Origin of the sequence: Streptomyces sp. NPDC015032 (genome assembly GCF_043080425.1) — a bacterium.
GTDB lineage: Bacteria > Actinomycetota > Actinomycetes > Streptomycetales > Streptomycetaceae > Streptomyces.
Window position 1 is genome coordinate 71823 of record NZ_JBIBVN010000031.1, and the last position, 12293, is coordinate 84115.

Consider the following 12293-nt stretch of genomic DNA (forward strand, 5'->3'; position numbering starts at 1 on the left):
CAAAGCAGCCCCCGGGTCCTTTTGTGCTTTTCGAGCGTTGTTACGGCGACGTTTCCACAAGCTCGCGGCCCCGGGGCGCGGGGCCGTACCCGTAGAACCGTGTGACGAATGTCGTACGGCGAGCAGTGCGAAAGCCAGCACGAAACGTACGAAGAAGTGCCGCATACTCCCCCGGGCCGGAGTCCGGGAGTGCCCCTCTCGCAGGGAACGAGGAGGACCGACGTAATGGGCGAGCAAAAAGTGCACGATCATCGGCCGACGACCCGGGCAGGTGGGCGGCGATGAGTTCACTGCTGCTCCTGACGAATGCCCTTCAGCCGTCGACGGAGGTGCTTCCGGCCCTCGGTCTCCTGCTGCACAGCGTGCGGGTGGCACCGGCCGAGGGCCCCGCTCTCGTCGACACCCCCGGTGCCGATGTCATCCTGATCGACGGCCGCCGCGATCTGCCGCAGGTGCGGTCGCTGTGCCAGCTGCTGCGGTCCACCGGACCGGGCTGCCCCCTGATCCTCGTCGTGACGGAGGGCGGTCTCGCGGCCGTCACGGCCGACTGGGGCATCGACGACGTACTGCTGGACACGGCGGGCCCGGCCGAGGTCGAGGCGCGGCTGCGGCTGGCCACCGGCCGGCAGCAGATCGGCTCCGACGACTCCCCAATGGAGATCCGCAACGGCGATCTGTCGGTCGACGAGGCGACGTACAGCGCGAAGCTGAAGGGCCGGGTCCTGGACCTGACCTTCAAGGAATTCGAACTGCTCAAATACCTGGCGCAGCACCCGGGCCGGGTCTTCACCCGTGCCCAGCTGCTCCAGGAGGTCTGGGGCTACGACTACTTCGGCGGCACGCGGACGGTCGACGTCCATGTGCGACGGCTGCGCGCCAAGCTCGGCCCGGAGCACGAGTCGCTGATCGGCACGGTCCGCAACGTCGGTTACCGCTTCGTCGTGCCGGAGAAGGTGGAGCGTGCGGCCGAGGAGGCCAAGGACCGGGCCGCGTCGAGGACGGCCGCCGGACCCGTAACCCGTTCGGAGCAGCCGAGCGCGGCCGGAGCAGCGGAAGAAGCCCCGGTCCAGCCTGCCAAGAGGTAGGTATATCCGCGTAGACTGCCGCGCGTGGCCAAGGTGACGCGGGACGATGTGGCGAGACTGGCGGGTACGTCGACCGCGGTCGTCAGTTATGTCATCAACAACGGACCCAGGCCGGTCGCCCCGGCCACGCGCGAGCGGGTGCTCGCCGCGATCAAGGAGCTGGGGTACCGGCCCGACCGGGTTGCCCAGGCGATGGCCTCGCGGCGGACCGATCTCATAGGGATGATCGTGCCGGATGCCCGGCAGCCGTTCTTCGCGGAGATGGCACACGCGGTCGAACAAGCCGCCGCCGAACGCGGAAAGATGGTGCTCGTCGGCAACTCCGACTACCGCGACGAGCGCGAGGTCCACTATCTGCGGGCCTTCCTCGGCATGCGGGTCTCCGGGCTGATCCTGGTCAGTCAGGGCCCCAGCGAACGGGCGGCGGCGGAGATCGAGGCATGGGACGCGCGGGTCGTGCTGCTGCACGAGCGGCCCGAGGCGATCGACGACGTCGCCGTCGTGACGGACGACATCGGCGGCGCCCAGCTCGCCACCCGGCACCTTCTGGAGCACGGCAACGAGTACGTGGCGTGCCTCGGCGGCGTGGAGTCCACGCCGGCGGTCGGCGACCCGGTCGCCGACCATGTCGAGGGCTGGCGCCGTGCGATGCAGGAATCGGGGCGCTCGACGGAGGGCCGCCTCTTCCAGGCCCCGTACAACCGTTACGACGCCTTTCAGGTGGCACTGAAGCTGCTCGCCGGGCCGGACAGGCCGCCGGCCATCTTCTGCTCGACGGACGACCAGGCCTTCGGCGTGCTGCGGGCCGCGCGCGAGCTGCGGATCGATGTACCCGGGGCTCTCGCGGTGGCGGGCTTCGACGACGTGAAGGAAGCGGGGCTGACCGATCCGCCGCTGACGACGGTCTCCTCGGACCGCCCTGCGATGGCGCGGGCGGCCGTGGACCTGGTGCTCGACGACTCGTTGCGGGTGCAGGGGTCGCGGCGGGAGCGGCTGAAGCAGTTCCCGTCGGCGCTGGTGGTGCGGCGGTCGTGCGGGTGCGGGGAGCCCACGGCCGAAACCCGGTAACGGGGCGCGGAAGAGCCGGGCCGGGGCGGCGGGGCGCGGCAGAACGGACCGGGGGCAGAACGGACCGGGGCAGCGGTGCGCGGCGGAGCGGACCGGGGACGCGGGACGCGGCGGAACGGACCGGGGCAGCGAGGCGCGGCGGAACGGGACGCGGCGCCACGTCCGGCCCCGGCGGGCACCGCTCGCCCCCTGCTCGCGCACCGGCAGCCGTACCCCGCTCATCCGGCAGCCGTACTCCCTTATATCGGGCATACGAGGTTCTGCCGGGCTTCTCAGCGGGTGCTCAGGTTTCTCTCATCTTCGGCGGTCACGCTCGTTTTCATGACAGAGAGCCAGCGCCCGAGCGGCGAGTACCCGATGTACCCCTCGTACGGCAACGGTGACGCGTCCTACCCGCCGCCGCCGTCCTACCCGCCCGCCCCCGAGCCGGCCGCGCCCCGGCGCCGGGCCAAACGGCCGGTGGCCCTCCTGGCGGCCGTGGCCATCGCGGCGGGCGTCGTCGGCGGCGGCGCCGCCACCTTCGTCGGCCAGCTCGCCGGCGGCGGCGGCGACACGAACAGCACGGGCAGCGGTGTCGCCCCCGGCACCACCGTCTCGCAGAGCAGCAAGGGGACCGTCGCCGGTGTCGCCCAGGCCGTCTCGCCGACGATCGTCGAGATCAACGCGACCTCGACCGCGGGTGAGTCCACCGGTTCCGGCGTGGTCATCACGTCCGACGGCGAGGTCGTCACGAACAACCACGTCATCTCCGGCGCCTCGTCGATCAAGGTGACGCTCAGCACGGGCAAGACGTACCCCGCGAAGGTCGTCGGCACCGACGCCGCCAAGGATCTCGCGCTGATCAAGCTCCAGGGCGCGAGCGGGCTGAAGACGGCCACGCTGGGCGACTCCTCGGCGGTCTCGGTCGGCGACCAGGTCGTCGCGATCGGCTCGCCGGAGGGCCTGACCGGCACCGTCACCAGCGGCATCGTCTCCGCCCTCGACCGCGATGTCACGGTCGCCAAGGAGGACGGCCAGGGGCAGGGCAGGCAGTACGGCGCCGAGCAGTGGCCGTTCGAGTTCGGCGGTCGGCAGTTCAACGGCGACACCGGCAATTCCACCACCACATACAAGGCCATCCAGACCGACGCCTCGCTCAACCCCGGCAACTCCGGTGGCGCGCTCATCAACATGAACGGCGAGATCATCGGCATCAACTCCGCAATGTACTCGGCGAGTTCGGCCAACGGATCCGGCGGTTCCGACGCGGGCAGCGTGGGTCTCGGCTTCGCGATCCCGGTGAACACGCTCAAGGCCGACCTCGACACCCTGCGGTCCGGCTCCGGCTCCTGAGGAGACACTCATGCACCATCCCGCGCGGACCCCCACGGGCCCGTCCGACCTGGCCCTGCCTCTCGCCCTCGTCACGGAACTCCTGACGGAACTCCCGACGGGGCTCCCGACGGGGCTCCCGACAAGATCCCCGACGGACGGCGTACCGGAACATGCCCCGGTACGCACCCCGGAAGTCCGTACCGCCGCAGCCCGCAAGCGCCGGGCCGCGCGACGGCGGGCGGCAGCCGTGCGAGGCTGACAGCAGACCGGTACGCACGGAACGAGAAGAGGACAACGAGCGATGAGCCCCGCCGAAGACGATCCGCAACGCATCCTGATCGTCGACGACGAGCCCGCCGTACGCGAGGCCCTGCAGCGCAGTCTCGCGTTCGAGGGGTACGGCACCGAGGTCGCCGTCGACGGCCTCGACGCCCTCGCCAGGGCCGAGGCATACGCCCCCGACCTCATCGTCCTCGACATCCAGATGCCGCGGATGGACGGCCTGACGGCGGCCCGCCGGCTCCGCTCCGCGGGCACCACCACGCCCATCCTGATGCTCACCGCCCGCGACACCGTCGGCGACCGGGTCACCGGCCTCGACGCGGGCGCCGACGACTACCTGGTCAAGCCCTTCGAGTTGGACGAACTCTTCGCCCGCATCCGGGCCCTGCTGCGCCGCAGCTCGTACACGGTCGCGGCGGGCGGCGGCGTCCCCGACGACGATGTGCTGTCCTTCGCCGATCTCCGGATGAACCTGGCCACCCGCGAGGTCACCCGGGGCACCCGCCGGGTCGAGCTGACCCGTACCGAGTTCACCCTGCTGGAGATGTTCCTGGCCCACCCGCGACAGGTGCTGACCCGCGAGCAGATCCTCAAGGCGGTGTGGGGCTTCGACTTCGAGCCGAGCTCCAACTCCCTGGACGTGTACGTGATGTACCTGCGCCGCAAGACGGAGGCGGGCGGCGAACCGCGGCTCGTGCACACGGTGCGCGGGGTCGGTTACGCGCTCCGCTCCGGCGGCGGTGACGGATGACCGGGACCCTGCGCCGGCTCCGCGCCCTGCCGCTGCGGAGCCGGCTCGCACTGCTGGTGGCCACGGCGGTCGCGCTCGCGGTGGCGGCGGTGGCGGCGGCCTGCTGGTTCGTGACGCGGGTCCAGTTGCAGCAGCAGCTGGACACATCGCTGCGCAGTTCCAAGGTCGACGGGAGGTACCTGAGCAGCCTGTACAACTACTGCCAGGGCACCACCGCGGTGCCGCCGCGGCCGTTCACCGGGTACACCGTCCAGCTCGTCGACTCCCAGGGCACGGTGTGCATCACCCCCAGGGCGGCGGCGCTCACCGTGAGCCCCGCGGACATCGCGGTGGCCGAGGGGACACAGCCCGACGCCCTGCACTCGGCGAGGACCGAGAGCGGGACGAGGATGCGCGTCTACACCTACGTCACCCCTGTTTCCGGCGACACGACGGGCAGCATCGCCGTCTCCATCGCCCGCCCGATGAGCGAGATCGACAACCCGCTCACCACGCTCGCCTGGGTGCTCCTCGTCGTCTCCGGCGTCGGCGTCCTCGGTGCGGGCGCGGCCGGACTCTGGGTCGCCCGCACCGGACTGCGCCCCGTCGACGAACTCACCCAGGCCGTGGAGCATGTCGCCCGTACCGAGGACCTCTCCGTACGCATCCCGGTCGAGGGCGAGGACGAGATCGCCCGGCTGTCCCGCTCGTTCAACTCGATGACCGCCTCCGTCGCCAGCTCCCGCGACCGCCAGGCCCAGCTGATCGCGGACGCCGGTCACGAGCTGCGGACACCCCTCACCTCGCTCCGTACCAACATCGAACTCCTCGCCCGCAGCGACGACACCGGCCGGGCCATCCCGCCGGACGACCGCCGTGCCCTGATGAATTCGGTCAAGGCACAGATGACCGAACTGGCCTCGCTCATCGGCGACCTCCAGGAACTGTCCCGCCCCGACGCCCCGAACCCCGGCCCGCTCCAGGTCGTCGCCCTGCACGACATCGCGGACACGGCACTGGAACGTGCCCGCCTGCGCGGGCCGGAGCTGACCATCCGGGCCGACCTGACTCCGTGGTACGTCCGGGCCGAACCGGCCGCGCTGGAGCGGGCGGTGGTCAACGTCCTGGACAACGCCGTCAAGTTCAGCCCGCCCCGCGGCACGATCGAGGTCGCACTGCGCAACGGCGAACTGACCGTACGGGACCACGGCCCCGGCATCCCCGCCGAGGAACTCCCCCACGTCTTCGAACGCTTCTGGCGCTCCCCGTCCGCCCGCCAGCTCCCCGGCTCGGGCCTGGGCCTGTCGATCGTCGCCCGCACGGTCCAGCAGTCGGGCGGCGAAGTCGGCCTGCGCCCGGCACCGGACGGCGACGGCACGGTGGCGGCGATCCGGCTCCCGGGGGCTCCGCAGCCGCCGCCGGGGCTGTGAGTCGGGGACGGATCCGGCTGTCTGCTCAGGCGTCGTGCCCGGTCGACCGGGCACGCACGGTGACCACGACCGAGTGCCAGGGTCCCGCAGCGGCCGCCGCTCAGAGCCGACGTCGGAACTCGGCGGCGAACTGCGGCGCCCCGCCGACCGCGAGCCGGTCCAGCAGTCCGTGCAGGTCGCGGGGCTCCCGCCGGTAACGAACGGCTTGATCACGCAGGACACCTGTCACCTCGACGGGAGCCAGGTCCAGCATGTCCAACAGAAAGTCGTCGGGGCGGAGAACCTCGACCTCGTACGGATCCGCCGCCGAAGGCGGAAAATCCCTCATGTTGAGCGTGACCACGGCGTGCGCCTGCCCGCAGACCGCCGCCGCCAGCACATGGCGGTCCTTCGGGTCGTCCGTCATTACGGGGACGAGTCCCGCGTATCCCGTCACCGCGCTGTACGGGAAGGCTCCCGCCATGGCCTCGACGACGTTCTTGGCTGTTGTCGAAGTCACCTTCTCGGCCAGATTGCGCCGCAGCTCCTCCAGGATGTCGGCCGACCAGAGCGGCTCGTAGAGCTCTGCTCCGGCCAGCCGGAGCAAGGTGTCCCTCAGGTAGTTCGGGAAGAGGACACACGTGTCCAGAACCACGCGCTGCACATCACTCCAGTTCGCTCGGTGTCATGAAATCTCAGGCGTCGTAGAGGCCTGCGTCCTCGGTCAGCTCCACTAGCTCGTCCAACCCACTTCGACGCTGTGTACGGCGCTTCTCCTTGTAGGCGAGCACGTCCGCCAGCAGCACCCTGCGGTGCCGCCCCGGGCGGGAGAAGGGCAGTCCTCCCTCGTCCAGGATCTTCACGAAGGTCGGTCTGCTGACTCCGAGCAGGTCCGCCGCCTCCTGTGTGGTCAGGGTGGTGTTCACCGGGGCGACCGTGACCGCCTTGCCCTCCGACAGTGCGCGGACGACCGCCATGAGGGCTTCGTAGACCTCCGGCGGCAGAGAACGGAAGGTGCCGTCGGGGCCACGCAACAGTGCTGGTTCATCGGCCTGCGGGGCCTGGTCGAGAAATGCGCGGAGCTCAGCGATCTCCGCACGGTGCTCGGGCAGGAGGGTTCGATCCTCGACGGTGCTGTGCATGGCTCTGTCTCCTTCTTGGATGGCTCAAGCATCGCAGAATTCGAAAGAAACGCAAGCGCTGATCCGAGGCAGGCTCCCGCACGGGACGGACACGGACACCGTGTACGGGCCCACGCCCGGACCAGGAGCGTCATTCCCCCAGCATCCGCCGCACCCGCGCGAGGCGCTCCTCGTCCCATTCCACCCCGGGGTCGGGTTCGAGGAAGGACAGGGCGGTCGCGGTGACACCCAGGGCCGGCCGGGACCACTCGGCCTCGCCCGTCACACCGAAGACGCCCGGTCCGAGCTGCCGTTCGGCGAGGTCGGGCCGGGCCGGCGCGGCGAGGACGAAGCCGCGCATGGTGGCGCTCAGCTGGGTGGCCAACTCCTCGAAGGTGAGCGGGAGATCGGGGCGCAGGCGCAGGCCGAACAGAGCGGCCAGACGCCTGTAGGAGCGGGCGATCCGGTCGTTCAGGTCCCGTTCGGCGACCGCGAGCGCGGCCTGGACCTCCTGCCGGAGGTCACCGTCGGCCAGGCTGAGGAAGGTGGCATGCAGGGCGATGTACGTACGCCACCGCGTCGAGGCGTGCATGGCCTCGAAGTCCCGCAGGGCACCCTGCCGCAGCACTTCGACGCACAGCTCTCTGCGCCCCTGGGCGGTGGCGAACCGGTCGATCCGGTCGCGGACCAGTCGCCGGACGGCCTCCTCACCGATCCGGCCGTCGGCACCGGCCACGGCAGGCGCGTTTCGGGCGAGCTCCTTGAGCAGGTCGCTGAAGAACAGGCCCTTGTAGGGCCAGCGGCGGTAGACGGCGGCGCGCGCCACACCGGCCTCGCGAATGACGTCCTCGAAGCCGAGATGCTCCAGGCTCACAGTCAGGCCGGTGCGCCCGACCATCACCATGGCCGCGTCGAGCATGCGCTGCGCGGTCTCGGCGTCGGTGAAGCGGCGACGGCGCCGGGTCGGCCCTGCCTGGGGTTGCTCGTTCGTCATCTGGCCTTCTATCCTTCCAGCAGCACTTGAGACATGATATCTCAAGTTTCATCACTGCTCTTCGTTCCGGGAGGATCCATGTCCACGCAGCATCTCCCCGCATCCGTCCGCACGGCCGCGCGCGCCCTGTACGCGGCCACCGCCCTGGCCGCGGCCGGTGCGGGCGTGATCGTCGTCGACCAGGCCGCGGGGAGCGGCCTGGCCCAGCGGCTCCGGCAGACCTACCCGCAGCGCGGCGCCGACCAGATCGGGATGGCCGAGTCGAGCATCCTCACGTACCTGTTCACGCTCGCCGTGCTGGGCACCGCCCTGTTCGCGGCGATGGCATGGGCGAGCCGCCGCGGCCGGCGCTGGGCGCGCGGGGCCGGGTCCGTGGCCGTGGTGCTGGGCACCGCCCTGGCCGTGTACAACTTCGGCCAGCCGCACCCCCTGGTGATGACGGTGGCCGGCGTCCTGCCGTGCGCGGCGGGCCTGACAGCCGTCGCTCTGCTGTGGACGCGGGAGTCCTCGTCCTACTTCGCGTCGGCCCGCACGGCGTCCGCCTGAACCGCATCCACCCACGACGCGGCACCGCACCGCGCCGCGCCGTCAGGGCGTCCGCACGCACCCGCACGGTCCAGCAGGCGGGCGGCGAAGTCGGCCTGCGCCCGGCGCCGGACGGCGACGGCACGGTGGCGGCGATCCGGCTCCCGGGGGCTCCGCAGCCGCCGCCGGGGCTGTGCGGCGGGGACCGCCAACGCGACGGGAAGAATGTGCCCTCACCGGCCCACCTTGTCCCGGCAGGAAAACTTCTCGACCTGCAAAGGTGTGGGTTTATAAGCACCCATGTTCTTGATCGAGGGGAAATTCGTGGAGAAATCCCGGTCCCAGTCGCCCGAACCCATGTACCGCTTGAGTTCCCCTTTGATCTTCTCGCACGCATCACGATGCCCCTTGGGGAGCGCGATGCCGTAGTACTGGAAATTTCCGGACTTCGGCGCCACAACTTCCAGACTCTTGTCCTTCTGCGCGAATCCTTGAAGCAACAACGTGTCTGTGAAAACGGCGTCCACGCCTTGTTTCCCGGTCAGTCTCCGCACACAGTCCCCGGCGTCATCCGCTTCCACCTCCTGGTAATGGGGCAGAACATCGGATGCCATGACACCGGACGTCGTTCCGGGCCAGGTGCACACTCTTTTGTCCTTCAGGTCGGGCAGATCGTGGATGCCTGGACGGTCTCCCTCGCGCACCAGGATGCCCGATTGGGTCTTGGCGTACGGTCCCACGAAGTCGACGGCCGGCTTGGTGGTCTTCCCGGCCAAGCGGTCGTCGGTGATCGAGAACGTCGCGACGACGAGATGGGGGGTCTCCCTGCCGAGAGCCGTCTGCCGTTCGTCGGATGCCACATCATCAAACTTGGGTTCTTTACCCAGCGCACCAGCGGCCATGTAGGCGATCCTGATGTCGAAGCCGGAGTACGAACCATACGTACCATTCTTGTAACCGGTCCCGGGCTGGTCGGCCTTCACCCCGATATGGGCCTCCTCGGTTGCGGGCCACTCGTCCGACCCGCACCCGGAGGCCGCTGCGAGGAATAAAAGACCGCAACCTGCCAGAGCAACCCGGGACGACCCCATCGTCCTCCTCCTTCTCCTCACGGAAGCCACCATTCATGGTCGTGCAGGACGGCAGAGTCGAATCGGAGGTTCAACCGGCAGTTCTCACCGGATTGCGACGTATCGACCACGGCCCGCAAGGTGACACGTTCGCGAGCACCATGCAGGTTGATATCGCCCACCTCTTCATTGGCCAATGCGACCGCCTCATCCTTCAGAGGCTTGCCGTCCACGACGGGCATTACCGAGACGGTCGAATCACTGTGACACATATCGGTGGAAAGCTTGTCCTCGATGAAGACCTGTATCCGGAGATGCGAACGAGAAGAGGCCGCGTCCACGGCCATCTCGGCCTCGTCGCGGTTTCCCATTGGCCTGTCGCGCCGGACGGTGATGTGCGCGTCCAGGTCACCGTGGTCGGCCAGCAATTTGTATGAACCGGCCGCGATTGCCGTGCTCGCCACAGCAGCGGCGACCAGTCCGACGAATGCGACGAGCCTTTTTCTCACTCCGTCGCAGGCGAACCAGAGACAGACCACAGATGTGATCACGCAAAGGATCAGCAATGCGCAGTAGAAGACATACTGGGCTTCGGACGCCTCGGGAGCCATGAAAATTCCGACCGAGGCTCCAGCCACGCCGGCGATCAGCACCACAGTCTGAACCCAGACACCACCGAACTTCACATACTGGTTGCCCGAACCGGTATTGAAGGCGTTGCTGCCGCCCTTCGCCTCAACCTGCGTCCGATGCGGGGGCGGGTCGGCCCCCCTTTCACCATTCATGAGTTGAACGTGACGTTCTGGTCTCCGGAGCCACTGTTGACTGCACTCTGTCCGCCGCTGACCGTGACCGTCGTCTGATGGCTCAGGGATTTCAACTCCCCCAGGACGGCAGCCAGATCTTCCGATGAAAGCGTCGTCAGGGCGGTCGCCAGCCGTTGCTCGCGCTCACCGTCGCCCTGATCCTCCAGAGCCCGCGCCAGCCCGGGTTCGACATCACGTCCGCGACGACTCAGCACTCCCCTGACACGGCTGACCACCTCCGACCAGGGCACGCTGCCGATGAGACCGACAAGAGCATTTACGCCCGTCGTCACTGCAATCGCTCCGAGATCTTCACTCACTTCAACTCCCACGATGTGAAGCTTTGTTGCATCCCACGTTAGGCCCATGAGCCGGGGCCGGTACGGAGAAACAGTCCGGACCACGAGTAGTTTTCGGCCGAAATGAAATCGCGCCACAGGGACCGTACGGGGCTTTGCCGGCCCCCGGTGCACGCACAGGGGCTCTCGGCGGCATACAGCCCCCGTCGGGCCGGTCAGACCCCGAGGTTGTGCCTGATCAGCGATTCGACCAGCCCCGAGCGGGTGGCCGGGAAGTCCAGCGGGACGATGCCGAGCCCGGTCCAGCCCGCCGCCTCGGGGCCGTCCAGGAACGACTGCACCTGCGGGTTGAGCCGGTCCGCGTTCCAGCGCGGCGGCATCAGGGCCGCGGTGCTGACGTAGTTCATGTACAGCTTCCCGGGCTGCTGGGCGGCCTTGTGGAACTGGGACTCGATCTTGGGGTACTTGGCGAACGGCTCCGCCATGTAGTCGTCCTGGATGTCGAAGAGTTCCGGGTCGGCGTACCGGACGCCGGGCAGGCCTCCATTGTCGGCGAGCAGCACCACCTTTCCGCGCGCCTCCCCGAGCGAGGGGAGAGCCGGGCCGATACGGAACAGCGGCCGCCACCCCTTGCCGTCGAGATAGAGGTCGAAGATCCGCCGGAACTCCGCATCGCTCTCCTCGGAGTATTCCTGCTTGACCCGCATCAGCACGGTCTCGGCGGGATGAGCCACCAGGAAGTCCCAGCAGGCGCCGAGCACATCGCCGAACATCAGGTTCTGGTACGAGGCACCGTGGTGGATGGCGAACGAGTCACCGGTGATCCGGCACCGTACGTCCAGAAACCGCAGCCCACTGTTCAACTGGTCGGCGACGGTGGTGTTCTGACACTCCGTCCAGGGCCCGCCGTAGCGGGCGCCGGAGTCGTGCGAGCCGGGGATCGTGAGGCGTTGCAGCGCGGTGGCGTCGGGAAGGGCACCCATCCAGTCCTGGGTGGCGAGGGCCCGCCGGGACTCGGCGCCGGCGGGTGCCGCGCCGATGACGGCGGTGGCGGTGGCGGCGAGGGCGCCGGCCAGGAAGTTCCGGCGGGTGGCGGTGTAGGGGCTCATGCGGGGAGTGCCTCCGTCTGCCGTGGGGGGTCAGCCGTCAGATTATGACGGGTGCACGTCACTACAGGAACAGGGCGGACGGCAACTGTCACGGGCCGTGGCGGAGCCGATAGGCGACCCGCTCGCACCAGAACACGCGCGTTGCGGGCGGTGTGGGTTGCTGTTCGCGCACGGGGATGCCTCCTGATGCCGCATCGGGACCGCCCCGCGACTGTGGCCGGCGTGACGAGCGGCAGGCGCGGGGCGGTCCTTCGGAACCCCGTTCAACTGGCGCAGAATTGAGCGGGGTTGCGCATTCCAGACACGGCTCACCGAGGAGCCGACTCGACTGGAGGTGCAACCCGAAGCTAGCGTTTTACGCGAGCCCGTTTCAAGTGTTTGACGTCTAGCCTCGATCTTGCATGACGGTCCGTCGATTTCTCCGGCGGGCCGTTTCTCTGTTGCGGGCTGGTTGTGAGAATGGTGGTGGCCCGGCTGTCGC

Annotated in this window: 14 protein-coding genes; 7 read left to right on the forward strand and 7 right to left on the reverse strand. The window is 69.1% G+C overall.

What is annotated here, in order from left to right:
- Positions 1-281 precede the first annotated feature (281 nt).
- From ACF08M_RS31580 to ACF08M_RS31605, 6 genes are all read left to right on the forward strand, one after another.
- Positions 282-1085, forward strand: a complete 804-nt coding sequence (locus tag ACF08M_RS31580; RefSeq protein WP_392188682.1) for a winged-helix domain-containing protein — start codon at positions 282-284, stop codon at positions 1083-1085.
- Between the two features lie 24 nt (positions 1086-1109).
- Positions 1110-2153 carry a LacI family DNA-binding transcriptional regulator gene (locus tag ACF08M_RS31585; RefSeq protein ID WP_392188683.1) on the forward strand — a complete coding sequence of 348 codons (1044 nt, stop codon included), beginning with the start codon at positions 1110-1112 and terminating at the stop codon, positions 2151-2153.
- Positions 2154-2474: 321 nt separating this feature from the next.
- The gene (locus tag ACF08M_RS31590; RefSeq protein ID WP_392188684.1) at positions 2475-3485 is read left to right on the forward strand and encodes a S1C family serine protease; all 1011 of its coding nucleotides are present in this window, start codon (positions 2475-2477) and stop codon (positions 3483-3485) included.
- Positions 3486-3495: 10 nt separating this feature from the next.
- Positions 3496-3726 carry a hypothetical protein gene (locus tag ACF08M_RS31595; protein ID WP_392188685.1) on the forward strand — a complete coding sequence of 77 codons (231 nt, stop codon included), beginning with the start codon at positions 3496-3498 and terminating at the stop codon, positions 3724-3726.
- A gap of 42 nt (positions 3727-3768) precedes the next feature.
- Complete coding sequence (locus tag ACF08M_RS31600; RefSeq protein WP_392188686.1) at positions 3769-4500, forward strand: response regulator transcription factor; 732 nt, start codon at positions 3769-3771, stop codon at positions 4498-4500.
- A complete protein-coding gene (locus ACF08M_RS31605; RefSeq protein WP_392188687.1) occupies positions 4497-5909 on the forward strand; it encodes a sensor histidine kinase in 1413 nt (470 codons plus the stop codon). The genes ACF08M_RS31600 and ACF08M_RS31605 overlap by 4 nt, the downstream gene beginning before the upstream one ends.
- A gap of 100 nt (positions 5910-6009) precedes the next feature.
- Here ACF08M_RS31605 and ACF08M_RS31610 read toward each other — a convergent pair whose 3' ends face one another.
- The 3 genes from ACF08M_RS31610 to ACF08M_RS31620 form a co-directional block, all read right to left on the reverse strand.
- Complete coding sequence (locus ACF08M_RS31610) at positions 6010-6543, reverse strand: putative toxin-antitoxin system toxin component, PIN family (RefSeq protein ID WP_392188688.1); 534 nt, start codon at positions 6541-6543, stop codon at positions 6010-6012.
- Positions 6544-6583: 40 nt separating this feature from the next.
- Complete coding sequence (locus ACF08M_RS31615; RefSeq protein ID WP_392188689.1) at positions 6584-7030, reverse strand: helix-turn-helix domain-containing protein; 447 nt, start codon at positions 7028-7030, stop codon at positions 6584-6586.
- A gap of 130 nt (positions 7031-7160) precedes the next feature.
- Positions 7161-8003: a hypothetical protein gene (locus ACF08M_RS31620; RefSeq protein ID WP_392188690.1), complete on the reverse strand. Its 843-nt coding sequence runs from the start codon at positions 8001-8003 to the stop codon at positions 7161-7163.
- 78 nt (positions 8004-8081) lie between these two features.
- On the opposite strand from ACF08M_RS31620, the gene ACF08M_RS31625 reads away from it, so the two are divergent.
- Entirely contained in the window at positions 8082-8549 is a 468-nt protein-coding gene (locus ACF08M_RS31625) for a hypothetical protein (RefSeq protein WP_392188691.1), read from the forward strand.
- Between the two features lie 212 nt (positions 8550-8761).
- Here the strand turns inward: ACF08M_RS31625 and ACF08M_RS31630 are convergent, their stop codons facing one another.
- The 4 genes from ACF08M_RS31630 to ACF08M_RS31645 all read right to left on the reverse strand — a co-directional run bounded on the left by ACF08M_RS31630 (position 8762) and on the right by ACF08M_RS31645 (position 11812).
- Positions 8762-9511 (reverse strand): transporter substrate-binding domain-containing protein, encoded by a 750-nt coding sequence (locus ACF08M_RS31630; RefSeq protein ID WP_392188692.1) that lies wholly within the window; start codon positions 9509-9511, stop codon positions 8762-8764.
- Between the two features lie 125 nt (positions 9512-9636).
- The gene (locus tag ACF08M_RS31635; RefSeq protein WP_392188693.1) at positions 9637-10383 is read right to left on the reverse strand and encodes a hypothetical protein; all 747 of its coding nucleotides are present in this window, start codon (positions 10381-10383) and stop codon (positions 9637-9639) included.
- Complete coding sequence (locus ACF08M_RS31640; RefSeq protein ID WP_392188694.1) at positions 10380-10736, reverse strand: hypothetical protein; 357 nt, start codon at positions 10734-10736, stop codon at positions 10380-10382. Before ACF08M_RS31640 ends, ACF08M_RS31635 begins: the two co-directional genes overlap by 4 nt.
- A 182-nt stretch (positions 10737-10918) precedes the next feature.
- Entirely contained in the window at positions 10919-11812 is an 894-nt protein-coding gene (locus ACF08M_RS31645) for a phosphatidylinositol-specific phospholipase C (RefSeq protein WP_392188695.1), read from the reverse strand.
- Positions 11813-12293: the final 481 nt, after the last annotated feature.